Here is a 22603-nt window from a genome sequence, read left to right on the forward strand (position 1 = left end):
GCGACCGCCCGGCGGTTTCTTGTCGCCGTCGACCCCACCAGTAGCCATGCCCGCCGACCTCGAAGAGAAGACCGACCGCTACGAACGGATGCTCGCGGACGCCCTCGACGAGGCCGAGATCGGAGCGCCCGCGGGGACGCCACTCGGGGAGACGGCCGCCGAGTGCCGGGAGATGGCGGTATCGTATCTCGACGACGGCCGCCACTTCCGCGAGACCGGCGACCCGGTGAACGCCCTCGCGGCCTACTCGTACGGCTACGGGTGGCTCGACGCAGGCGTGCGGATGGGGCTCTTCGTGGTCCCCGAGGAGACGACGCTGTTCACCGTCTGATCGATCGACGACGACGAGGTTCTATGTACCCCCGGGGCCAACGGGACGCTACCCCCACGGCATGTCGTCGTTCCCGGCGTGGGGAGACGCAACCGAACCCATGTCAGATTCGTACGCTTCACTCACTGATGGCGGTATCGAGGTCGATCCGGAACGCTACGCCCGGTTCGATACGCGGGCGGGCAACCCAGCGATGACGCCCGATGGACGACTGATCGTCAGCAACCACCCGTTCCCGTACGGCGAGAACCCCGAGTACCGGGTCGTCGAGTACGTCGACGACGACACCGTCCGGCCGTTTCCGAACGAGGCGTGGAGTACGCCGCCCGGTGACGACGGCGTCGGCATCCACTCGCTCATCGGCCTGCGGGCGGATCCGGACGGCATCGTCCGCATCCTCGACATCGGCGACATCGAGAACGGCCACCTCCCGAAACTCGTCTCGTGGGATACGAACGTCGACCGACTCCGGGCCGTCCACCACGTCCCCGCCCACGCGACGACCGACCTCTCGTTCATGCAGGACTTCGCGTACGACGCGGTGCGCAACGCCGTCTACATCGCCGATCTGGGGCCGGGCGACGAACCGGGCGAGGCCGGCAAGCCGGCGCTCGTGGCCCTCGACCTCGATACCGGTCGGACCCGGCGCGTGATCGAGGACCACCCGAGCGTCTTGCCCGAGGAGGGCGTGCGCTCGGTCATCGAGGGCGACCCCGTCGTCGAGGAGACCGACGACGGCGAGTTCGTCCCCGTCAAGCGTGGCCTCGACGGCATCACAATCGACCCCGCCTTCGAGTGGGTCTACTTCTGTGGCATCACGACGGAGAGCGTCTACCGCGTCCGCGCGGCGAATCTGCTCGACGAGTCGCTCACCGACGCCGAACTCGACGCCCGCATCGAACGCTACGGCGACAAGGAGGTCTGTGACGGCATCACCGTCGACACGGCGGGGAACGTCTACATCACGGATATGACCAACAACGCCATCGGCGTGACGCGGCCCTCGGGCGAGTACGAGATCATCGCCCGGGACGACGAGAAGTTCCTCTGGCCGGACGGCTTTTGTTGTGGGCCGGACGGCCACATCTACTTCACCGTCACACAACTTCACCGAGCGCCCCCCTACAATCGGGGGATCGAGGATTCGTATCACCCGTTCGAACTGTTCCGGTTCGAGAGCCTCGCGCCCGTCACCGTCGGACGATAGACGCCCAGGGACCGCTCGAATCGGCCGGCCACTCCCTTCGACCGCGGCGTCTCGTTCCGCCGTCTCGACGGCCAGCCGGGGTCAAGCACGGCAGCGTCAATCGACTCCCGCGGGCGACTACCCCGTCGGCGCCCCGGCCGGCGGCGCGACGGCGGCCTGCCGGTCGGCGTTGGACTCGCTCGACCAGGACAGATCGCCGGCGTAGTGGAAGGCCGTGTGGTCCTGCGTGGGGTCGACGACGGTCAGTGCGAACCAGCCGTTGTCGAGCAACGCCGCGACGTCCTCGTGGGCGGCGAGGGCGTCGGTCACCCGGTCGACCGGCGCGTGGATCACGGCCGAAAGCCGGAGCGGCTGGTGGTGGGGGTCGTCGTCGGTCGCCATCACCGACTGGAGGGGGAGCCCGGTCATCAGGTCGCCCCCGTTGCCCTGGTACACGCCGACGTTGCCCACGGGGTTGTGGGTGATCTTCGATCCGCTCCCGTAGACGGCGTTGTCGACGGTCGCGAAGTAGTACTGTGCGTTGATCCACTGGGTAACGACCAATGGCCCGGAGAGGATGGCGGCCAGTGCCTCGCCGTCCGGATCGGTGCGCCAGTCGTAGGAGTGGAGGAAGGCGCGACCGTCGAGATCTAGCCCGGCAGTGAGTTCGCGCGGACCGACGACGAAGCCGGCATTGCCGGCCAGTCCCCACTCCGGCCGGGTCTCCGCCCAGTCGACCGCCCGGCGTTCCACCTCGTGGACGGCCGACGTACCGTCCACACCCAGTGCCTCGGTCCGCTCCGCGACTGCGCCGGCGCGGGCGGTCTCCAGGTCCGCACGGAGCCGTTCGACGTCGTCCGCGTGGCTCTCGGGGACCGGATCGGTGTACAGGCTGATCTCGTCCGTCGTCGTGTCGTGTTCGGCCGCGAGGAAGACGGTGTCCGTGGGCACGTCGAACCCGCGGTCACGGAGCGCCGCCTTGACTCGCTCGTCGTTACAGATCGTCGCGAGGACCCGCGCGTTCGGGCCGCCGGGGTTACCGGCACAGGCGCCACAGTCGAGGCTCGCGTCGAACGGGTTGTTGGTGGTCCGACTCGCGTGCCCCGTGAACACGACGAGGCGAGCGAACGTCTCCCAGCCCATCGTCTCGAAGGCGCTCGCGGCGTAGTCGACGCGCTCTTCGAGCGTCATCCCCCGTGGGAGGTCCCCCTCGGCGTCCGGTTCGTGTTCGACCGTCGGCGCACAAAACGCGGCGGGGTCCGGGAGCCGCGCCTCGACGGCGTCGGCGAGATCGGAGACGCGGGCGGGGAGCAGCGTCCGGGCGGCCACGGCGGCGCCGTACCCACTCCCGGCCGCCTCGACGAAGTTGAACGCCGTCGCCGCGTTCGAGGTGAGCGCCTCGACGACCGACCGACCGGCCTCGACGGCGTCACGCCAGCGGTCGTGGTCGGCCCGCCGTTCCTCGCAATCGTCCGCGGGCCGGTCGGCGATCCGGTGCCGTGCGTCGAGGATCGGCGGGCAGGCGTCGACGCTCACCTCGTCGTCGTACCCCTCGTAGCGCATCGGGACACCGAAGAATCCGGCGTAGCCGTGGGTCTCGTACGCGCCCGCGGCCTCGACGTGACGGCGGATGACCTCCGAGCGCGTATCGATACAGAAGACCAACTGGGCGTCGGGACGTTCGTCGTCCGCGCGATCCGACAGCGACGCGCTCGCGTCAGCGACGACCCCCACGAGTTCGTCGCGATACGTCGCCTCCCACGCGGTCAGCCAGGCCTCGCGGAGGGGGACCGTCCCGTCGTCGTCGACGCCGCATTCCCGCGACTCCGACGGATCGAGCGGCGCGTCGAGTGCGTCGGCGAGCGCAAGCCGTACCGCGAGATAGCCGACGAGCGTGACGGGATATGCCGACTGCCAGTCGCCGTCGTCCGCGGCGCGCCGCTTGATGAGCCCCGTCCAGCCGGGCAGCGCGGTCAGGTGCGCCTCGAAGATGGACTCCCACCGATCGCTGGGGTGGTCCGCGAGGAGTTGCTCGACGGCCGCCACGGGCCGATCGGGGAGGTCGGCGAACGCCGTCCGATCGGGGAGTTCGGCGTCGTGACGGGCCAGGCTCCGGACGGCGCGGTAGAACCCCTGCTCGCGGTTCGGCATCGGCCACTTCGCCTGCCCCTCGTCGAGGAACGCCGCCAGCCACTTGACCACGAGACGGTCGACGCGATCCGTCGCCGTCTCGTCGGTCCCCGTCCCCGTCGCCGCCTCCATACGCGCCAGGAGCGCCTCGGGCGACGCGTCGTAGCCGCGGTCGGTCAGTTCGGTCCGCAGGCGTTCGGGGTCGATCCGTCCCGACTCCCAGGCCCGACGGAACACGTCGGCAGTCGGGTAGCCGTCGCCCCCGACGAGCCGCGTCCCCTCCCGGACGGCCTCCTCGAACGGCCGATCCTCGAAGCCGGCGAGCGGATTGGCCGTCACGAACGAGTGAAGCGGCCAGACCGACCCGACCGCCGTCGCCGCCCGCTCGACGCACTCGCGGATCTCGGTCTCAGTAGGCATCGTACTCCTCCCGGTCGGTCAGCAGGGTCGTCGACGGTGGCCGGGTCGCGTTCAGCAGCGCCACGTAGAGGCGCGTGCTGTGGCGGTACAGCCCCGTCTCGATGGCGAGATACGCCCCGAGGAAGGCGACGGCGACCAGTCCGTGAACGACCGTCAGTTCGGCCGGCGCCGTGACGACGGGCACCCCGGTCAGAACACGTCCGACGACGCGGTAGACCGCCGCGTACAGCGCGATGGCCGGCAGGAAGACCAGCGGGATGGCGACGAAGCGAACCGCCGCCGACGGCGTGGTCCGCGCGGCCGTCGTCCGCGCCGCGTGCATCGTGGTCAGGACGACGAGCCCCGTCAGCAACAGTCCGGCGTCCGCTTTGGCGCCCTTCCCGGTGAGCAGGGTGAAGATCCAGCCGCCGACGAGCGCGGTCGTCAACGTCACTGCGACGCCGGCGACGCCGAGCGCGTTCGTCTCCGATCCGGATTTCGGGGCCGTCTGCTCGACCTGACTTCCGGACGAGAGGAACCGGTGGGCCTTGTAGAAGCCGTGCAGGACGAGGTGAGCGAGCGCGGCGCCGAAGAACCCGAGGCCCGCCTGCATGATCATAAAGCCCATCTGTCCGACCGTCGAGCAGCCGAGCGTCCGCTTGACGTCGGACTGGACCGACTTCAGGAGCTTTCCCAGCAGCGCGCTGACCGCACCGACGACCACGATCAGGAGCATGAACTCCCCGTGGACGGTGACCACTGGGGCGACGCGGAGCAACAGCACGCCGCCCGCGTTGACGAACCCGGCGTGCATCAGGGCCGACGCCGGGGTTGGCGCGGTCATCGAGGCGAGCAGCCAGGTGTGGAAGGGGACCAGCGCGGACTGGATCATCGCCGCCAGGAGTAGCGCGCCCGCCCCGACGAGCCACACTCCCGTAGGTACGGCGTCGGCGGCGGCGACGACCCCCGAGACGGTCGTCGCACCCGTCGACCACGAGAGCACTCCGAGTCCGAGGGCCAGAACCGCCCCGCTCGCGAGGAAGTACCGGCGAGCGAGGGCCGCCGCCGCCCGCGCCTGCGGCCATCCCTCGACGTGGCCGATCAGCGCCGCCATCACGAGTCCCATCGCCAGCCACGCGATCACGAACAACGCCACGTGATCGGCCGCGACGAGCGTCATCACGACGAGCGTGAAGGCGAACACGCCGGCGAAGAACCGTTCGACGCGCCGGTGACCGGCCATGTAGCGACGCGAGTAGCTGTGGACGATGCCGCCGAAGAAGGTGACCACGACCCACATCGAGACGGTGAGTCCGTCGACGACGAGAAGGCCCGACAGCTCCCACGAACCGCCGGTCTGAACGTGCGTGAGCAGCACGCCCAGACTCGCGAGCCACAGCACCCAGACGAGTCGCGTGAGAACGACCGGGGTGAGCGGCGTCGCGTTCGTCTCGTCCGGCAGTGCGCCGACGGTCGTCGAGGGATCTTCTGCGGTCATCGTCGATGTCGTCGTCCTCACCAGTACAACGAACGAAATGGCTATTAAATTCTTCTATTTTACCAGAACGTTCGTATATCTCGATTAAAAGAACGTTATAGTTTCTCACTGACGGGCGGTGACGTGCGCCGGTCGGGTGGGTGAGGCGGGGTCGCGGCGTGAACGGACGCGTCGGGAGTCGGCGCCGTCGGTCGTCGTGGACGACGACACCGTTCCGAGACGACGAAGCGTTCGAAATCGAGGGAGACGTGGACGGTCCGTTCGCGTCGACGTGGTGGCGTCCGGGGGCGGGCCACCGGCGTCAGTCGCGGTCGAACTCGCCGAACGGCGTCGTCTCGTGACTCCGGACGAGCACCTCGTCGGCGACGGTCAGCCCCATATCGAGGAGCTCCTGGGCGACGGGGGTGATGTCGCTGTCGGACTCCCCGACGGCGGTGACGAGCAGGTTCCGCTCGCCCGTGACCCGTTCCTGGACGGAGACGACGCCGTCGATGTCCAGAATCTCCGAGACGAGTTCCCCGCGTTCGGGAATCGAAGCGGTACAGAACAGGAGCATCCGGAGCGGATACCCCGACCGCTGGTAGTCGACGTCGGCGCTGTACCCTTTGATGATCCCGGCCGATTCGAGGCGGTGAATGCGCTTGCGGACCGTACTGTCCGAGGTGCCGGTTCGCTCCGCGATATCCCCCGACGACGTGTTCCGCGCGTCCGCCTGTAGCGCGTGGAGGATCGCTCGGTCCACGTCGTCGATGTCGTCGTCGGCCATGACCGTACGTTTCGCGGCCGCGACAAAGGAACTTCGGCTCCGGGGGGTCGGTGGCCGCCCTCGCTCGTCCGCCGTCGCGGGCTGTCAGTACCGGTAGGTCGGCCCGTCGTCGCCGTCCTCGACGGTGATGCCGAGGGCTTCGAGGTCGTCACGCAACCGGTCGGCGCGAGCGTAGTTGCCGGCCTCGCGTTCGGCCTCGCGCACGTCGAGGACGAGTTCGATCAGGTCGTCGGCGAGGTGGACCTCGCCCGTCGCCGTACCGCCGAAATCGAGCCCCAGTACGTCGCCAGCGAGGGCCTCGAACGTCTCGACGGCCCGGCGCAGACCGACGTAGTCGTACGGTGCCCCGTCGTCGACGTGGCGGTTGACCGCCGAGGCGAGTTCCAACAGCGCGGCCATCGCTTCGCGCACCCCGAAGTCGTCGTTCATCGCCGCGGCGAACTCCGCCCGGGTGCGGTCGACGGCCGCCCGGAGCGCCTCGTCGTCGGCCTTCGTCCGTGCGTCGACGCCGTCACAGGCGTCGACGGCCGCCTCGTAGGCGCGTTCGAGGCGCTCCCACCGCTCCCTTGCCTCCCTCATCGCCGCCTCGCTGTAGGTCTGTTTCGACCCGTAGTTGGTCGAGCAGTAGAACGTCCGGACGACGTTCGGCCCGAACTCCGCCAGCGCGTCGGTCACGTAGAAGTAGTTGCCGAGGCTGGAACTCATCTTCTCGCCCGCCGTCTCCAGCAGACCGGTGTGGAGCCAGTAGCGGGTGAACTGCTCGCCGGTCGCCGCCTCGCTCTGGGCGATCTCGTTCTCGTGGTGGGGGAAGACGAGATCGTGGCCGCCGACGTGGATGTCGATGGTGTCGTCGAGGTGGGTCATGCTCATCGCCGAGCATTCGACGTGCCACCCGGGCCGCCCCTCGCCCCAGGGAGAATCCCAGGTCTCGCCGCTCGGTGGGGTTCCGTCGAGCGGCCGGTCGTCCGGGCGGTGGTCGGCCACGTCGCTCGGCGCGACGCCGCCGGCCTTCCAGAGCGCGAAGTCCGCGGGGTGGCGCTTCTCGGACCGCTCCGATGGGTTGCCCTGGGCCTCCATCTCGTCGACCCGCTGGTTCGAGAGCGTTCCGTAGTCCTCGAACTCGGTCACGTCGAAGTAGACCGAGCCGTTCACCTCGTATGCGTAGCCCCGGTCGATCAGCGTCTCCACGAGGTCGACGATTTCGGGGACGTGTTCGGAGACGCGGGGATAGACGGTCGCCCGCTTCAGGTTCAGCCCGCGCATGTCCGCGATGACCGACGAGATGAACCCCTCCGCCACGTCGAGTTCCGACTCGCCGAGGTCGTCCTCGCCGACCCGTGCGACGATCTTCTCGTTCACGTCGGTGAAGTTCTCGACGTGGCGCACGTCGTACCCGAGGTGGGAAAGCCACCGATGCATCACGTCGGCGTGGGTCCACACCCGGGCGTGCCCGAGGTGGGCGTCGTCCGAGACCGTCAGCCCACAGACGTACAACAGGACTTCCTCGCCCGCTGGCTCGAACTCCTCGCGGTCGCCGGTCAGCGTGTTGGTCACGGACAGCGTCATCGGACGTGGATTCCGCGCCGAGGCATTAATATTTGAAGAAACGCTCACGCCGGGGTGGCGTCGAGCGCCGCTTCGACGACTCGGAGCGCCCGTCCGCCGTCCCGGCCGCCCACGGCGACGAGCAGGCGACCGTCCGCGACGCCGGCGGCCGCCACCTCGATTCCAGCGGCGTCGAGCCGTCCCAGAACGGTCCACAACGCCCGCGCGTCCACGTCGCCGATCGCGACGAGGGCCGTCGCCGAACCCGCGTCCGGGACGACCGCACGGTCCCCGACGGTCAGCGACGGCTCGCCGTTCGCGTCGTCGACGACGCCCACGCCCCGTTCGACGGTTACCCGTACGTCGCGAGCGGTCCGTTCGCGCTCTTCGAGATCCGCGGCGAACCGGCGCAGCGCGGCCGCGACGGCTTCCTCGCTGGCGTCGAGGCCGAGCGTCGCCGCCGCGGCGCGGTAGTTGACGACGTCGGCCCGGAGCGCCGCCAGCAGATACGGCCGCTCCCTGACGGCCTCGCGTGTGGCCTCGGCGATGGACATACCCCCCGATGCGTTCCGGACGAGAAAAATCCGACGACCCCACACGGATCCTATCCGATATGTTACAGAATCGCCCTTCGGATTAGGGTTATTGACGTGGGAAACGTCACCACGCATGTCGGTCGTCCCCGCCGACGCTTCGGCGTTCGTCCCCCGCAGCGCCGACGCCGACTGTCCTCCCGGCAGCGCCACGGCCGCCCTCCGCACGCCGCGGACGACGTCGGAATTTTCGCTCGGCTCGGCGACGTGCCCCGCGACGACCGCTTTGCCGCTCCGGCGTGAATCAAAGTCTGTATATCGGGGTCGCCGCCTAGAGGTGGATACGACATGACTACCGTGAGCGTCATCGGGTGTGGCCACATGGGGAGTGCCCTGATACAGGGGCTCTCCGCGGCCGGCACCCACAGGGTGACCGCATGCGACTTGGACACGGACGCCCTCGAAGCCATCGAGCCGTACTGTGCGGAGACGACCACGGACGTCGCGTCGGCGACGGCCGGGGCGGAGGTGGTGTTCGTCGCCGTGACACCCGACGTGGTCGGGGCCGTCCTCGACGAACTCGACCTCTCGCCGGACCAGACGCTGGTCACCATCGCCGCCGGCGTCCCGCGGGACTTCGTGGCGGGCCACACCGACGCGACGGTGGTGCGACTCATGCCAAACCTCGCCGCCGAGACGCGGACCATGGCCGCGGCGGTCGCCTGGGACGCCCCCGACGAGACAGTGGGCGAACTCCTCGACGACCTCGGCGAATACGTCGTGATCGACGAGGCGCTGATGGACGTGGCGACGGCCCTCAACGGTAGCGGGCCGGCCTTCGTCTACTATCTCATCAAGGCGATGCAGGAGAGCGGGGTCGCCGAGGGCATGGACCCGGCCGACGCCCGCACGCTCGCGGCCCAGACGTTCAAGGGTGCCGCCGAGACGGTCCTCCGCTCCGAGGAGTCACTCGAGGACCTGATCGACGCCGTCGCCACCGAGGGCGGCACGACCATCGAGGGGATGCGGGTCCTCTGGGAGAGCGACGCCGACGCCGCGGTGGCGGATGCCGTCCACGCGGCGGCCGACCGCTCGCGCGAACTCGCCGACGGGTTGGACGATGAATGAGGTCGTCGAACCCGAGGAGATCCAGCGGACACGCGAGCTAGCTGCGGGTGCCGACCGCGTCGTCGTCAAGGCCGGGACGAACTCGCTGACCGACGAGGAGTCGAACCTCGACGACACGAAACTCGACAAACTCGTCGACGACATCGAGGATTTACTCTCGCGTGGCAAGGAGGTCCTGTTGGTCTCGTCCGGTGCCATCGGCGCCGGGCAGGGCCGGATCGACTACCCCACCGAGACCGTCGAGGAGTCACAGGCGCTCTCGACGGTCGGCCAGAGCCACCTGATGCGCCGCTACACCGAGAGTTTCGAGCGCTACGGCCGGACGGTCGCCCAGATCCTCCTGACGGATCACGACCTCGAGAACCCCGAACGGTTCACGAACTTCCGGAACACGGTCGAGACGCTACTGGACTGGGGTGTCGTCCCGATCCTCAACGAGAACGACGCCGTCGCCACCGAGGAGATCCGCATCGGCGACAACGACATGCTCTCGTCGTCGGTCGCCGTCGGCATCGACGTCGACCTGCTGGTGACGCTCACCGACGTAGACGGGGTGTACACCGGCAACCCGAAGGCGGACGCGTCGGCCGAGCGCATCGAGGCGGTCGGCCGCAACTACGCCGAGGTACAGGAACTCATCGACGCGAGTTCCGAAGACCAGTTCGGCGGCATCCGGACGAAAGTTCAGGGCGCGCGGGACGCGAGCGAACACGGCATCCCCGCCGTCATCGCCGGGTCGGCCAAACCGGACGTGCTGGAGCGAATCGCTACTGGGAAACCCGTGGGGACCATATTCGTCCCCGTGAACGGAGTCATCGATGACTGATCGAGCCACCGAACGGAAGGTCGCGGAGGCAGGGACCGCCGCGCTGGAGTTGGCGAAACTGGACGACAAGGAGCGGAGCGCCGCCCTCCACGCCATCGCCGACGCCATCGAGGCGAACCACGAGCGGATCCTCGACGCCAACGCGGACGACGTGGCGGAAGGTGAGGAACTCCTCGATGCCGGGGAGTACAGCCGTGCACTCGTCGATCGGCTCGACCTCTCGGCGTCGAAACTCGACGACATCGCCGAGATGGTCCGCAGCGTCGCCGAACAGGAGGACCCGCTCGGCAAGACGCTTTCGGCCCGCCGACTCGACGAGGATCTCGAACTCTACAAGGTCGGCGTCCCCATCGGCGTCATCGGTACGGTGTTCGAGTCCCGCCCGGACGCACTGGTACAGATCGCCGCCCTCAGCCTCAAATCTGGCAACGCAGTGATCCTGAAAGGCGGCAGCGAGGCCAGCCACTCGAATCGCGTGCTGTACGACCTCATCGTCGAGGCGACGGCCGACGTCCCCGACGGCTGGGCGCAGTTGATCGAGGCCCGCGAGGACGTCAACACCATGCTCGGGATGGACGACGAAATCGACCTCCTCATGCCCCGCGGGAGTTCCGAGTTCGTCAGCTACATTCAGGACAACACCAAGATTCCCGTCCTCGGCCACACCGAAGGGGTGTGTCACGTCTTCGTCGACCGCGACGCCGACCTCTCGATGGCCGAGGACGTCGCCTTCGACGCGAAGGTGCAGTACCCCGCGGTCTGTAACGCCGTCGAGACGCTTCTGGTCCACGAGTCCGTGGCCGCCGACTTCCTGCCGGCGATGCTCGACCGCTACCGCGAGGCGGGCGTCACGCTCCGCGGCGACGCGGCGACCCGCGAGGTCGTCGACATCGACCCCGCGACCGACGAGGACTGGGAGACGGAGTACGGCGACCTCGAACTCTCGATCAAGGTCGTCGACTCCCTCACGGCGGCCGTCGATCACGTCAACGCTCACGGCTCGAAGCACACCGAATCCATCGTGACCGAGGACGCCGACCGCGCCGGACGGTTCATGCGGAGTATCGACGCTGCGAGCGTGTTCCACAACGCCTCGACCCGCTTTGCGGACGGCTATCGCTTCGGACTCGGCGCCGAAGTCGGCATCAGCACCGGGAAGATCCACGCCCGCGGCCCCGTCGGTCTCGAAGGTCTCACGACCTACAAGTACCACCTCGAAGGCGACGGCCACCTCGTCGCCACCTACTCCGGGGAGAACGCGAAACCCTACCTCCACGAGGCGTTCGATGGCGAGTGGATCCCCGGACACCGGTCCGGCGGCGGGGAGTGAGGACGACCGCCCGCCACAGTCCCCCGATCACGACGTGCAGTACTCGATGGCGTCGCGGACCACCTCCCGGCGGCCGATGAGTGTCGGCCGGTCGCCGCGGGTACAGTACAGCACGACCGCCGGGCGGACGACGACGACGAGGACGATCACGGCCGTCGCGAGAAACGAGAGCGTTACGCCGACGGTGACGAGGCGGAGCGTCTCCCGGTGGGCGGTGCGGATCCGCTCGACCCGCAGGTGGAACGCACCCTCGAACGTTCTCGTCTCGGTCGCGCGGGTCATCGCGTCCCGTCGAGAAGTGCAACGAGTCGCCGTCGGTAGAGGTAGCCGGCCAGCGAGAGTACCGTGACGACCACGAACAGCGCGCCGGCCGCGGGAAGGTCGCCGTCCGCCACGAGGCCGCCGAAGACGTTGACCAGAAAGAAGGCGGGTGCCCGTCCGACCACGGCAACCAACACGAGTCGACGCAGTGGAATCGGCGTCAGCCCGCCGACGAAACAGAGCGCGTCGTCCGGGAGCCCCGGGACGAGAAAGAGGACGAACAGGGCGGAGAGGCCGCCGCGGTCGACGATGGCGTCGAATCGGTCGAGTACCTCGGCGTGGATCGTTCGTTCGACGTAGGTCCGACCGAACCGCCGCGACAGCCAGAAGGCGAGTGCGCTCCCGAGACCGATCCCGATCATGTTGAACAGCGTCCCCCACCACGGCCCGAAGAGATACCCAGCGACGACGCCGAGGACCTGTCCGGGGATCGGTGCCAGCACCACCTGAAGCGTCTGGAGACCGATCAGGACCACGGGCGCCCAGATTCCGAACCCACGGACGTACGCCCGAACCGCCGCGGCGTCGGTCAGGAGCGACAGTCGGTCACCCAAGACGACCGTCACGCCCGCGACGACGAGGGCGGCCAGGAGCGCGTGGACGACGAACTGCCGGCGTGCCTCGGCGGAAGCGAACACCCTCACGGGTGGCTATCGCGTCGCGCGGGCGGCCAACCAGCATGTCGTCGCCACCCGCCGTTGAGGTGTCCGGATCACGCACGTCCCAGGGTCACGTCGATATCCGTCCCCGTATCGAGGTTGTCGGCGACGGGGCAGCGCTCCTCGACGTCGGCCAGCCACGCCGCCAGCGTCTCGTCGTCGGCGTCCGAATCGACGGTCACGTCGACACGGATCGTCTCGAAGCCGGCACGGGGCTCCGTCGCGTCGCCCCTGTACTTCGCCGTGTCGATATCGCCGGCAACGTGGACGGCGACGTCGCGAACGACGATGCCGTACTCCTTTGCCACCATGTGCCCGATGACGTTGAGACACGCCGCCAGCGACCCGAGGAGATGCTCAAGCGGACTGGCCTCGGTGCCGATGACGAACTCGGCGTTCCCAGTTTCGACGTGCGTGCGCTTCGGTCCCCGTCCATGTCCCGTGATTTCGATGGTCGTCGATCCCGGCCCCGTGGAGTCTCGAGCCATACCGACACGTGACGTCCGGGCTACATAATTGGGCTGGCCGATCCCCGACCGTCGAGAACCGGAACGCCGGAACCGCGGGACCCACCGACGGGGGGACGGAAGGCACCTGGTGGGTTACTCCCCACCGTCGGGATCGTTCACCGGATTTCGGGCGGGCTCCCCACGGAGGATGCCGAGGACGTCCTCGGCGACGGTCCGTCGCATCGTCTCCATCGACGTTTCCGAGTACCAGGCCACGTGGGGTGTATAGACGATGGCCTCGTGGTCGCTCGGCGGCGTGGGATCCGGCGGCTCCTCCGGGAGGACGTCTAGGCCGGCGCCGGCAATCTCCTCGGACTCGACGGCGTCGACGAGGGCGTCCACGTCGACGAGTGCCCCTCTGGCGGTGTTGACCAAGATGGCGTCCTCGCGCATTCGCTCGAACGCCGCCGCATCGAGGAGGTGGTGGGTCTCCTCGGTGAGGGGCGCATGTACCGACACGTACTTCGCACGAGCGAGCAGGTCGTCGAGGTCGACCTTCTCGGCGCCCACGGCCTCGATTTCGCCCGCATCGACGTACGGATCGTAGACGAGCACGTCCAGATCGAAACCGGCCACGAGTTCCAGCAGGCGACGCGGGAGTTTCCCGAACCCGACCACCCCGAGCGTCGCGCCGGTGAGCCGATGGATCGGCTTGCCGTCCGTCCAATCCCACGTCCCGTCCCTAATCGTCCGGTCGTACGCCGGGACCTTCCGGATACAGGCAAGCAGGAGCGCGAGCGCGTGGGTCGGCACCTCCTCGATGCAGTAGTCGGGGACGTTCACCACCTGGACGCCGTGTGCGGTCGCGGCGTCGAGGTCGACTGAGTCGACGCCGATGCCGTACCGACCGACGGCTTGCAGGTCCGGGAGGGCCTCGAACACGGCCGGCGTGATCTCCGCGTACTGGACCAACAGCCCGTCCGCACCCTCGGCGGCCTCGATCACAGCCTCTGGCGTTCTGGCGGACTCCCCTCGGAGATCGACGTCGGCGCCGTCGAGAGCAGCAGTCTCGACGGACAGATCGGGGAAGTCGTGGTCGGTGACGACGATGTGGTGAGTCATCGTTCGGCGTGGCTCGCCGCGGACCCATAAACGTCCCGACGACGTTCGGCCGGCGTCGCGACCCGCCCGTCTCAGTCCTCGACGAACTCGTCGACGAGGCGGACTCGCTCCTCGGTCGCGAACTGCTCCCACCAGGCGTCGGCCTCGTACTCGCGAGCCGTCTCGAGGTCGGGCGCGTTCGCGCCGTAGTTGATCGCGCGCTTCGAGTTCTTGACCGCCCGTCGGCCGGTGTCCTGGATCGCGTCGACGATCCCGTCGACGCGATCGTCGAGCGCCGATCGCGGGACGACGTGGTTGAGAAAGCCGATGTCGCGGGCCTCGTCGGCGTCGACCATGCCGGCCGTGTAGACGAGTTCCTTCACCTTCGCCTCGCCGATCAACTGCGTGACGCGATACGTCGATCCGCCGCTCGGGATCTGTCCGATGTCCGTCGTCGGGACGCCGAACGCGGCGTCGTCGACGGCGATCCGGAGGTCACAGAAGGCCGCAAGGATGAGCCCACCGCCGACACAGTAGCCGTTGATCTTGGCGATGGTCGGGCAGTGCAGGTCGTACAGCCGACGGTAGACGTCCTCGTAGAGGATCCGCTGGCGGTCCTTCTGTCGGGGGTCGTGGTCCTCGGCGTCCCCGGCGTACTGTTCGATGTCCGCCCCGGCACAGAAGGCCTCCGTCCCTTCGCCGGTGATGACCGTCACGTCGATCTCGCGGTCGAGACCGATCTCCGCGAACGCACGGGCCAGATCGAGATACACGGCGGTGCTCAGTGCGTTGTACTTCTCGGGACGGTGGAGGGTGACGGTCGCGACGCCGTCGTCGACGTCGACCGAGATGCTCTCGTACGCTTCGTACGCCATAGGGGAGGACGCACACGACGCCCCGTAAAATCACGGTCGGTCGTGGCGACGGCGCGTCCCGGTTCAGTCCTCGGTCGTGTCGACACCGAGCGCCTCGTTCACCCCACAGAAACAGGTCACGGCGTTGAATCCGAAGCCGAGGGCGCCGGCCGCGGCGAGCAGGCCGGTCGCTCGTTTCCCCCGTTCGAGCGCGCGAATCGCGACGACCGTGAGGAAGGCGGCGAGCAGCGTCCGCACGAGGCGGTCACGGCCACCGACGTTCGTCCCGACCATACACGATGGACGGGATGGACGAGCAAGTACCTTTGGCCTCGATGGAGTGGTTGGCGTAGCCGAGTCCCCGAGTAGGCGAGCGCGCGAAGTCGGCTTTCATCGCCACTCTGGGCGACGCGGCTGAATGTTTGTGAAACTGGTTTGTTCGCCGTTTTACTCAACGAAGGATACGTTCGACGTGGAGTCCGATTCCCACTAATACTGTGCCGGAATCCGATTCCGGAACGGTAACCGGCCGTCCACGACCCAGCGTACCGTCCGGGAGGAGAGTCGTATCGCCGACCGCGCCGTGGTTCGAGGTCGCACCGATGGCGTTCGAAACGCCGATCCCTCGTGAACGCGAACGCTCGCAACCGGGTCATCGGCGGTGTTCGCTCGTCCTGGCTATTTTAAAGATATCTAGTAGGTTCGATATCTTACTCGACAAAATATACGTTCGACGTGGTCCCGGTTCCCGCGTGTACCGTGTCGAAATCGGCGTCCCCAGTGGCGCCAGACCGTTCGCTACCACGGTGTCTCGCCGACCCGGCGTTTCTCGCAGCGTCCGGGGAGTACCGTCAAAGCGATTGCGGTGGTGTTCGTGGGTAGTCGCCGCACGTTAGGGACCGTTGCTATCGGGAACGGCGGCCGCATACCACCGATATCGTCCGTCAAGATATGAATCACCGTTCCGTCGCCCGTAACGTGATATCGACTCGCACCCGTCCGTCGGCCGTCGACCCGTCTTTCACGTCCGATTACGAACGGTGAACCGACGCGATATACCTAACAGTTCGAGACTGCGTACACAGACGATAATTCCGGCCGACCGTCGCGTTTCGTCGCCGGTTCGGGCATCGCCGCTCGCCGCACAGAACCTCCTGTGCAGCGGTCGTCACCGTCGACGAAGCGTGTGATTTCGAACCCCGACACTCGAAGACCGTACCGCCTCGGTTCGATCCGAATCGTACACCGGCTACAAACTCCGCGTCGGCCTTCCATCCCCGTCGGTGTACAGTCGTCCGGTTGCGATCGACACCTATTCATAAATATTCCATTATATATTGGGATTTTATACGTTTGCGGTCTCGACGACAGGAATTCGCCGCCGACCCGGACATCGCCGCTCGCCCCGGAGTTCCTACCATCGCCTCGGAGGCGGTCGAAACTGCACGCGAATCGCTCGATCCGTCGACCGTCGCCGACGCCAAAACCGCGGTCGGCGAGGCGGCCTAGGACGAGTCCCCCCTCGGTGGACCGGTACCCTCTCGTGAATCGATCTCGCGGCACCGGTGCATTCGGCGTCACGGGACGGGCGGGCACCGACCGTCGCACTGTCGTCCACGACGCGTTCGTCGCCTCCGCCGCGTCGTTCGGTATCGGGGTTCCGCACGGTCCCGTGAGGCGGCGCCCGCCCGGAATACGAACTCGGGATCACGGTCGTTCGGGGTGATGCCGGCCATGTCGGCACCCTCGCTCACGCGGAGCGAACGGCCATCGACGGCGTCCGATCCGCCTCAGAGGGCGCTGCGGGTGAACCCGCCGTCGACGAACATCACCTCACCGGTCGTGAAACTCGCGGCGTCGCTGCCGCATATCTGGGTAGCGTCAGCATTGTGGGCGAGTCCGATGCGGGGACAACCGTCTCGATGTGGATCGAACTCGTTCTCCCCGTCGCGTTCGGGCCATTCGTCCTGTTGTACCGTGCGAACCTACGAATCGAAGCCCGCGACAACGACCTGATGTTGCGTCTATGGCCGTTCCACCTCAGAGCGCGAACGATCCCCTACAATGACATGGACCCGATCACCATCAGGGAGATATCTCCGACGGCCGATTTCGGTGGTGTCGGCGTGCGATTCCAGCCCTCGTTCTATCGCTGGGGCATTCGATTCGACGGCCCTGTCGGCTACATCGTTGACGGGCGACAGGCGGTCCGGATCGAGCGAGTTGGTGAGAAGTCACTCGTCGTAACCTCGATGGAACCCCACACGGTCGTCCGAACCGTCGAACGGGTCGGCAGAGTCGGTGGCTGAACATCGCGGGGAGTCCACTTCGGACCGCTACTGTCCACCAAGATGCGTTTCACCTTCTGTCATGGGGTCGTATATTCGGATATCCTTGAACCGAAGAACTATCCTCAAGTCTGAACCGGCGGTTTCAGGTCGGTAACGCGAAAAACAGCGCGGCAATAAAGAGGACGATCGCTGCTCCCATGAGCGTTACAATGTACATCCCAGCAGCGACTCCGAGGCCGGCGATAGTCCGAAGCGTCAACCACTGTTCCATCGATCGTTGCCAACAATACAGACGAACACCTACTGTTCCAAGTCCCAACACCGCTATCGGGTAGGCTACGAGTACTGCGATAAGTCGAAATTCCCGAAACTGCGGATCGCTCTGCGTGGACCCGATATGAAGCACCTGCCAGCCAGCAACGATTGCGACCGCCTGACCGAGTGCGAGAACACCGACCAGTAGCAAATAGTTCACCGGGAATCGATCAGTCGGCCAGCTATCGAGTCGGGCACGAAAGTCCGACACCACAAGTGATGGGAGACACCCGAGGGCAACAACGCCGATTACTGCCAGATACTGCAATAGCGTCGTCGCGATCTCTCCGATGGACGAATACGGAATCACAGTGCTTGTGAGCGTCGGCTAGTATATATTCTTGTTTTTGACTTAATGAGTGATTGAATCCATACTGTGGATGACCACCATACGTGGTCGCTACAGGCTAGCGGTTTGCTGGTTCGAACGTTTTCAGGCGAGCGCTGCGTGATGTTTGTATTCGTCACGCACTGGCGGACTCCTTCGCGGATGGCTCTTCGTCACGAAGTCATAGAGCGGTTGGTGGATCCTGATCGGTTCCATCTTGGTCTTTGAAGCTGTCCGCGAGTGCTTCACGGGACGCTCCGTGTCACAGTTCTATGGAGTTCATGACTCTTCATCTCCTGTAGTTTAATAAAGCCCAGACTATGAAGGTGGTCAAGAAACAGAGGACTGCTCCGTCTTGTGGTGACAGCGCTACCGCACCGACGGCGAACGAGCCAATCATCCAGAGGGTGACGAGCAGCCCGTTAGATTCCATATGAGGTCTCTGTTCGCCGACCCGTATGTATCCCCCCGAACGGTTTCAGTAGTCGCAACGGACGGCGGAGATAAATCAACGGTACTGCAGCACAAGTATCAACAAAACGGCCACCGCGCCGACAACGAGCATCGCTACAAGGATACGACTCGCGAGAGGACTCATTTTTTCGTCGGAGATCGCTTCCGGTTCGAAGTGCCCCGAGAGTATTCCACCGCCGAAGAATGCTAACGTGACTGCCGTAATACCCATAGCCAGCGATACAGTCCTTGATTCGGTAAGAGCAGTCTGCCCCATCCAGATACTCATAAGCAGCATCGATAGCCCAAAGCCTGAGCGGCGCTGCATACCCCCGGTCGTTCAGCGGCGTTTATAATTGTAGTTGAAATTGAAATTTCCGTTCACGATGATACGACGTCTCGACAAATGACAGTTCAGTCGTCAGCCGCTAATACGTGCGTTTCCGAGCTATTCCGATATTGTCGATGCGATCATCAATTACTCTGGCATAACAGTCGGATAATCAATCTTGCGTGGGATGAGGGTTAGATCGAGCGTCACGTTTGCCGTCACCACGTGGGAGTTGAACAGTTACCACTGTTCCGGAGCTGTCGGCGTCGAACGAAAGCGTACCGCCGAGTCGGGTGACGATCCACTGGACCATCCAGATGCCCAGTCCCCGTCCATGACGGAGCTGTGACTGTTCGACGGATCCAAGCACTGCGTACTCCTGTTCGGGGATGCCTGGTCCTTCGTCTTCAATCGTAATCACAGCATGTTGGGCGGATGCGCGAACTGAGACGCGAACGGGTGGCTCGTCCATCTCGGCGTGTTTCATGCCGTTGCTGACGAGTTCAGCCACGACGGTCCGGACGGCCTCACGACTGGTATGCAGCGTTACCGGCTCCGTGTCGACGGTCACGGTCCCTCCGAAATCGTCGGCGACCCGATTTCCCACCTCTTGGGTGAGTTCTCCGATTTCGATCCGTTCCCGGCCGATGTGCTCCTGCGAGAGGAGTTGGTCCATCTCGGTGACGGTCTCGCTCGTCGTTGCGAGCTCTCTGGCGGAATTCGCGATCTGTTTACCACGTTCCGGCTGGTCAGAAAGGAGTTCCGCGTGTGCACGGATCACGTCTACTTTGTTACGGAGGTTGTGACGCAAGAGCCTCACGAGGACGTTTCTCCGCTGCTGGTTGCTCCGCCGTGCTGTAACGTCACGGAAGATGTAGATGTCCCCGGTCGAGTCACCGTTCGCTTCCGTCATCGGGCTGTGGGTCACCTCGAACCATCGGCGCCCGATTTCGGTAGTCAGCTCACGGTCGACGAGAGTATCGTGGAGTTCATCGGGTTCAACCCCGATGAGCGACTCGAAATCACGTCCGAAGGCGTTTCGAGACTGTGCCCCGAGAAACACCTGCCTCGCGGTTTCGTTCATATGAATGATATTTCCACGCGTGTCCGTTACGACCACGGCTTCCGAAACTTCTCCGAGAACCACGCCGCGGGCCAACCGTGCCTGTTTCGTGGTGTTTTCGGCTGCTTCGGTGAACACGCTCGCCGCCAATGGCACTCCAGAGCCGAGGGCGGTGGCCAAGATGAGGTTCTGGACGACACCGTCTTGCAGGGGAGTGAGTGACGCGACGAACCCGACCATAACGAGACTGCTACCGCTGATTGGAAGGAGAACGCCTTGCCACAGCGGGACCAATTTGCGCTTGAGTGTCGCCTGTGAGAGCAGAAAGGTTCCCGCGACGCTCCCGTACGTTGCCGAGATATTGATGATGGCCACCGAGACGTCTTGGATCACTGACACCGGTAGTTGCGTCGCGAACACGAGGGCGACAGCCGTTCCGGTGCCACCGAAAAGTCGCCTGCGCGTGAGTTCTGGACCGCGACCGGTGTGTTCGACTGCGAACCACAACCAGGCTATCGACGCCCCAAACAGGGCGACTCTCACACCGCTGAACAGCGTCTCGATATCAGCCACGCTCAGACGGACGGCCACGTCAAGGACGGCGACCACGGCGAGACACCCGGCAGTGATACCGAGACCGGTCGTCCCGAGTTCCGGTCGACTGGCGATGGCCGTGATTCCGGCCGTGACCAGGGTCACGACGAGGAGGACATCGGCGATGACGAGCAGGTCGATCATCGCTCACCCCCAGACCGGGTCTTGCGTGCGGGAAGCGCCAAGCGGAGATGTTCCCAAGGTGTCCCGTCGACACCCACGCTCCCACCAGCATCGATGGCAATCAACGAGAGCAGCTTCGCTGCGGGATGCTCCGCGGTGGGCTCTGCCACCGGATCGGCGTCATCGTCGCGGGAGTCCGTTCGTATATCGACGTGTACGACTCCGTCGTATCCGTGACCGTCGGCTGCCATAACGGCCAGTTGCGGACCCGGCTGGCGGTTCGATGCGCCCGCATCGGATCCGGTTCCCGACTCGGAGCCAGCGACCGATCCGTCGTTTGCGCCCCGCCCTCCGGTGTCGGCCTCGAACGAGATGGTCACCGAACGGTTCCGGATCGTGACAGTGTCGAAAACGGCCGCGAACCCCGCAATCAAGAGCGGGTGTGGGACTGCGACGGTGTACGACTCTCCGGTCGCTTGGATGGTGTGCTCGTCTGCCTGTATCGAACTGCGCGCCGCGGCGGTCCGAATCCCTGTCAGCAGGTCGCTTGATTCTTCCAAGGAAGTCCCGGCGAGCGCTTGTTCCATCTCTCTTGCACGCTTCCCGACTGTGAGCAGGAGGTCGCTACGTGTCCGGATTCGTTCGCCCACACCCTCGGGGTCGGCCCGCGCGTCGCTCGGCGCGACTCCGGGCGTGTTACAACTATCCCGTTCTTCAACCGACGATGCGAGCCTTGCGATTTCGTCGAGCTGGACGCCGATCACTTCGGAGAGGAGGTCGGTCAGCATGCGCGTTTGCCGCTCGCGGAGCCGTTGGTCGGTCGCGTCTCCGAACAGCAGTACCGTGCCGAGGGGAACGCCGTCGGTGTCGTCAACGGCCTCCGGAACGACGGTCAAGACTCCATCGCTCACTCGAATCAGTTGTCGCTCCTCGTGTGCCAGCACCGCATCGTCGAAGATACGTTGGACGGGGCGTCCGACCACGGCCGCCTGCTCGCAGCCGAACGTGTCTTCGGCGGCAGTGTTGAGATCGACCACCCTGTCCTTGCGGTCGATAGCCACGACCGGTTCCGACAACTCATCGACGATACGACTCTGGACTACCGGCCGGGCAACCGGAAGTTGTTCTAACGGCCGGTGCCAGTGCAGCGTGGCCAAGAGCCCCCCGCCTGCAAGGAGCAGGACGACAGGAAAGATCCGTTCCGAGTGGGCAAATACCGACGACAGGATCGGGGCCAGAGCCAACACGAGAAGTGACCCCGCCGGTAAGAGCCCCTGTCCATACGGCACGGCGTCTCGAGAGATTGCCGCCCAGAGAAGGATGGCTGCGGCGATAGCGTACAGCGGAGTAAGCACTCCGGAGACGAGCCCGATTACGCGCTGAGTGAGGATACCCGCCTGCGATGTCGTCTCGACACCCAGTTCGAACGGGAGGAAACTTACTATCAGAAGTATGACTGGTAGCGATATCAAGAGAGTTCGAACCGACCAAGTGAGCCACTGGCCGCGCCCGGTAAACCTGATAGCGAACAGGAACGCGAAAACGGCGACGAACCCGGAGGTGTTGTACAACGTTACGATCCAAAGTCCCTGATACCGTGCCGGGTAGACGAACATGACTATGAAAGCGATACTACCGAGCGTGAGCAAACCCCCGACAGTAGCTAGCGCTCTGGCTCCGGGCCTGCTTCGTCGATTCCACGCCGATCGGGTGAGCGCAACTGCGATCAGTAAAGCGGCGGCGCCAAGCAGCGAGTGGGAGAGAGAAATCCCGTAGGGTGACATACAGCTACCGATTGGTTGTGATAGGCCGCGGATATAATTTCGGACGCATCATCGATGATCGGGCGTCGGACGCAAATGAGGTGGGATTTTCGGGTGGTTGTATCCGACCCCGTCCCTCTCAGCGGCGTGGCATGAGCGTGCAGTCTTGCAGGCTTCATTTCTCCCGACCGGTGAGACGGTCACAGTCGCTCGGTCGCGGGGGACGCGTTCGGAGACGCGTTGTCCAAGACCGACGAACGGTGTAAGCCGCGCCTGAACTGACGTT

At 65.7% G+C, this 22603-nt stretch carries 22 protein-coding genes; 7 read left to right on the plus strand and 15 right to left on the minus strand.

Going from position 1 to position 22603, the window contains the following annotated elements; translation table 11 throughout:
• Window positions 1-46 precede the first annotated feature (46 nt).
• Window positions 47-331, plus strand: coding sequence for a DUF357 domain-containing protein (locus NBT82_RS06795; protein WP_251330795.1), 285 nt, complete (start codon window positions 47-49; stop codon window positions 329-331).
• Window positions 332-431: 100 nt separating this feature from the next.
• On the plus strand, window positions 432-1538 hold the full coding sequence (locus NBT82_RS06800) for a major royal jelly family protein (RefSeq protein ID WP_251330796.1): 1107 nt from the start codon (window positions 432-434) through the stop codon (window positions 1536-1538).
• Window positions 1539-1655: 117 nt separating this feature from the next.
• Here NBT82_RS06800 and NBT82_RS06805 read toward each other — a convergent pair whose 3' ends face one another.
• The 5 genes from NBT82_RS06805 to NBT82_RS06825 all read right to left on the minus strand — a co-directional run bounded on the left by NBT82_RS06805 (window position 1656) and on the right by NBT82_RS06825 (window position 8409).
• Complete coding sequence (locus NBT82_RS06805) at window positions 1656-4067, minus strand: DUF2309 domain-containing protein (protein WP_251330797.1); 2412 nt, start codon at window positions 4065-4067, stop codon at window positions 1656-1658.
• Window positions 4057-5544: a proton-conducting transporter transmembrane domain-containing protein gene (locus NBT82_RS06810; protein WP_251330798.1), complete on the minus strand. Its 1488-nt coding sequence runs from the start codon at window positions 5542-5544 to the stop codon at window positions 4057-4059. The genes NBT82_RS06805 and NBT82_RS06810 overlap by 11 nt, the downstream gene beginning before the upstream one ends.
• Before the next feature lie 301 nt (window positions 5545-5845).
• Complete coding sequence (locus NBT82_RS06815; protein WP_251330799.1) at window positions 5846-6310, minus strand: Lrp/AsnC family transcriptional regulator; 465 nt, start codon at window positions 6308-6310, stop codon at window positions 5846-5848.
• An 84-nt stretch (window positions 6311-6394) separates the two neighbouring features.
• Entirely contained in the window at window positions 6395-7876 is a 1482-nt protein-coding gene (gene cysS / locus NBT82_RS06820; protein WP_251330800.1) for a cysteine--tRNA ligase, read from the minus strand.
• 44 nt (window positions 7877-7920) lie between these two features.
• Window positions 7921-8409: a DUF7523 family protein gene (locus tag NBT82_RS06825; protein ID WP_251330801.1), complete on the minus strand. Its 489-nt coding sequence runs from the start codon at window positions 8407-8409 to the stop codon at window positions 7921-7923.
• 327 nt (window positions 8410-8736) lie between these two features.
• Here NBT82_RS06825 and proC point away from each other — a divergent pair, with 327 nt between their 5' ends.
• From proC to NBT82_RS06840, 3 genes are read left to right on the plus strand one after another with little or no spacing between them, the layout of a single operon-like run.
• Window positions 8737-9516, plus strand: a complete 780-nt coding sequence (gene proC, locus NBT82_RS06830; protein WP_256476685.1) for a pyrroline-5-carboxylate reductase — start codon at window positions 8737-8739, stop codon at window positions 9514-9516.
• Window positions 9509-10342 (plus strand): glutamate 5-kinase, encoded by an 834-nt coding sequence (gene proB / locus NBT82_RS06835; RefSeq protein WP_251330802.1) that lies wholly within the window; start codon window positions 9509-9511, stop codon window positions 10340-10342. The genes proC and proB overlap by 8 nt, the downstream gene beginning before the upstream one ends.
• The gene (locus NBT82_RS06840) at window positions 10335-11672 is read left to right on the plus strand and encodes a glutamate-5-semialdehyde dehydrogenase (RefSeq protein ID WP_251330803.1); all 1338 of its coding nucleotides are present in this window, start codon (window positions 10335-10337) and stop codon (window positions 11670-11672) included. Before proB ends, NBT82_RS06840 begins: the two co-directional genes overlap by 8 nt.
• A 27-nt stretch (window positions 11673-11699) precedes the next feature.
• On the opposite strand, the gene NBT82_RS06845 is transcribed toward NBT82_RS06840, so the two are convergent.
• The 6 genes from NBT82_RS06845 to NBT82_RS06870 all read right to left on the minus strand — a co-directional run bounded on the left by NBT82_RS06845 (window position 11700) and on the right by NBT82_RS06870 (window position 15350).
• The gene (locus tag NBT82_RS06845; RefSeq protein ID WP_251330804.1) at window positions 11700-11954 is read right to left on the minus strand and encodes a hypothetical protein; all 255 of its coding nucleotides are present in this window, start codon (window positions 11952-11954) and stop codon (window positions 11700-11702) included.
• Window positions 11951-12637, minus strand: coding sequence for a TVP38/TMEM64 family protein (locus NBT82_RS06850; RefSeq protein WP_251330805.1), 687 nt, complete (start codon window positions 12635-12637; stop codon window positions 11951-11953). The genes NBT82_RS06845 and NBT82_RS06850 overlap by 4 nt, the downstream gene beginning before the upstream one ends.
• A gap of 68 nt (window positions 12638-12705) precedes the next feature.
• A complete protein-coding gene (locus NBT82_RS06855; protein ID WP_251330806.1) occupies window positions 12706-13140 on the minus strand; it encodes an OsmC family protein in 435 nt (144 codons plus the stop codon).
• 114 nt (window positions 13141-13254) lie between these two features.
• Window positions 13255-14223, minus strand: a complete 969-nt coding sequence (locus NBT82_RS06860; RefSeq protein ID WP_251330807.1) for a C-terminal binding protein — start codon at window positions 14221-14223, stop codon at window positions 13255-13257.
• A 71-nt stretch (window positions 14224-14294) separates the two neighbouring features.
• The gene (locus NBT82_RS06865; protein ID WP_251330808.1) at window positions 14295-15077 is read right to left on the minus strand and encodes an enoyl-CoA hydratase/isomerase family protein; all 783 of its coding nucleotides are present in this window, start codon (window positions 15075-15077) and stop codon (window positions 14295-14297) included.
• A 63-nt stretch (window positions 15078-15140) separates the two neighbouring features.
• Window positions 15141-15350, minus strand: coding sequence for a YgaP-like transmembrane domain (locus NBT82_RS06870; RefSeq protein WP_251330809.1), 210 nt, complete (start codon window positions 15348-15350; stop codon window positions 15141-15143).
• A gap of 1059 nt (window positions 15351-16409) precedes the next feature.
• Between NBT82_RS06870 and NBT82_RS06875 the strand changes: the two genes are divergently transcribed.
• A complete protein-coding gene (locus tag NBT82_RS06875) occupies window positions 16410-16565 on the plus strand; it encodes a hypothetical protein (RefSeq protein WP_251330810.1) in 156 nt (51 codons plus the stop codon).
• A gap of 413 nt (window positions 16566-16978) precedes the next feature.
• A complete protein-coding gene (locus tag NBT82_RS06880; RefSeq protein ID WP_251330811.1) occupies window positions 16979-17365 on the plus strand; it encodes a hypothetical protein in 387 nt (128 codons plus the stop codon).
• A gap of 124 nt (window positions 17366-17489) precedes the next feature.
• On the opposite strand, the gene NBT82_RS06885 is transcribed toward NBT82_RS06880, so the two are convergent.
• The 4 genes from NBT82_RS06885 to NBT82_RS06900 all read right to left on the minus strand — a co-directional run bounded on the left by NBT82_RS06885 (window position 17490) and on the right by NBT82_RS06900 (window position 22338).
• Entirely contained in the window at window positions 17490-17972 is a 483-nt protein-coding gene (locus NBT82_RS06885) for a hypothetical protein (protein ID WP_251330812.1), read from the minus strand.
• Window positions 17973-18498: 526 nt separating this feature from the next.
• Entirely contained in the window at window positions 18499-18771 is a 273-nt protein-coding gene (locus tag NBT82_RS06890; RefSeq protein WP_251330813.1) for a hypothetical protein, read from the minus strand.
• A 175-nt stretch (window positions 18772-18946) separates the two neighbouring features.
• Window positions 18947-20575 (minus strand): ATP-binding protein, encoded by a 1629-nt coding sequence (locus tag NBT82_RS06895; protein WP_251330814.1) that lies wholly within the window; start codon window positions 20573-20575, stop codon window positions 18947-18949.
• Window positions 20572-22338, minus strand: coding sequence for a histidine kinase N-terminal 7TM domain-containing protein (locus NBT82_RS06900; protein ID WP_251330815.1), 1767 nt, complete (start codon window positions 22336-22338; stop codon window positions 20572-20574). The genes NBT82_RS06895 and NBT82_RS06900 overlap by 4 nt, the downstream gene beginning before the upstream one ends.
• Window positions 22339-22603: the final 265 nt, after the last annotated feature.

This window comes from Haloplanus sp. HW8-1 (genome assembly GCF_023703795.1).
GTDB lineage: Archaea > Halobacteriota > Halobacteria > Halobacteriales > Haloferacaceae > Haloplanus > Haloplanus pelagicus.

What these genes read in the sequence shown, in the direction of transcription:
- NBT82_RS06890 (WP_251330813.1), bottom strand. Translation starts at nt 18,771, where the DNA reads ATGCAGCGCCGCTCAGGCTTTGGGCTATCGATGCTGCTTATGAGTATC.
- NBT82_RS06900 (WP_251330815.1), bottom strand. Translation starts at nt 22,338, where the DNA reads ATGTCACCCTACGGGATTTCTCTCTCCCACTCGCTGCTTGGCGCCGCC.
- proC (WP_256476685.1), top strand. Translation starts at nt 8,737, where the DNA reads ATGACTACCGTGAGCGTCATCGGGTGTGGCCACATGGGGAGTGCCCTG.
- NBT82_RS06865 (WP_251330808.1), bottom strand. Translation starts at nt 15,077, where the DNA reads ATGGCGTACGAAGCGTACGAGAGCATCTCGGTCGACGTCGACGACGGC.
- NBT82_RS06840 (WP_251330803.1), top strand. Translation starts at nt 10,335, where the DNA reads ATGACTGATCGAGCCACCGAACGGAAGGTCGCGGAGGCAGGGACCGCC.
- proB (WP_251330802.1), top strand. Translation starts at nt 9,509, where the DNA reads ATGAATGAGGTCGTCGAACCCGAGGAGATCCAGCGGACACGCGAGCTA.
- cysS (WP_251330800.1), bottom strand. Translation starts at nt 7,876, where the DNA reads ATGACGCTGTCCGTGACCAACACGCTGACCGGCGACCGCGAGGAGTTC.
- NBT82_RS06895 (WP_251330814.1), bottom strand. Translation starts at nt 20,575, where the DNA reads ATGATCGACCTGCTCGTCATCGCCGATGTCCTCCTCGTCGTGACCCTG.
- NBT82_RS06870 (WP_251330809.1), bottom strand. Translation starts at nt 15,350, where the DNA reads ATGGTCGGGACGAACGTCGGTGGCCGTGACCGCCTCGTGCGGACGCTG.
- NBT82_RS06855 (WP_251330806.1), bottom strand. Translation starts at nt 13,140, where the DNA reads ATGGCTCGAGACTCCACGGGGCCGGGATCGACGACCATCGAAATCACG.
- NBT82_RS06880 (WP_251330811.1), top strand. Translation starts at nt 16,979, where the DNA reads ATGTGGATCGAACTCGTTCTCCCCGTCGCGTTCGGGCCATTCGTCCTG.
- NBT82_RS06800 (WP_251330796.1), top strand. Translation starts at nt 432, where the DNA reads ATGTCAGATTCGTACGCTTCACTCACTGATGGCGGTATCGAGGTCGAT.
- NBT82_RS06795 (WP_251330795.1), top strand. Translation starts at nt 47, where the DNA reads ATGCCCGCCGACCTCGAAGAGAAGACCGACCGCTACGAACGGATGCTC.
- NBT82_RS06825 (WP_251330801.1), bottom strand. Translation starts at nt 8,409, where the DNA reads ATGTCCATCGCCGAGGCCACACGCGAGGCCGTCAGGGAGCGGCCGTAT.
- NBT82_RS06815 (WP_251330799.1), bottom strand. Translation starts at nt 6,310, where the DNA reads ATGGCCGACGACGACATCGACGACGTGGACCGAGCGATCCTCCACGCG.
- NBT82_RS06860 (WP_251330807.1), bottom strand. Translation starts at nt 14,223, where the DNA reads ATGACTCACCACATCGTCGTCACCGACCACGACTTCCCCGATCTGTCC.
- NBT82_RS06805 (WP_251330797.1), bottom strand. Translation starts at nt 4,067, where the DNA reads ATGCCTACTGAGACCGAGATCCGCGAGTGCGTCGAGCGGGCGGCGACG.
- NBT82_RS06810 (WP_251330798.1), bottom strand. Translation starts at nt 5,544, where the DNA reads ATGACCGCAGAAGATCCCTCGACGACCGTCGGCGCACTGCCGGACGAG.
- NBT82_RS06845 (WP_251330804.1), bottom strand. Translation starts at nt 11,954, where the DNA reads ATGACCCGCGCGACCGAGACGAGAACGTTCGAGGGTGCGTTCCACCTG.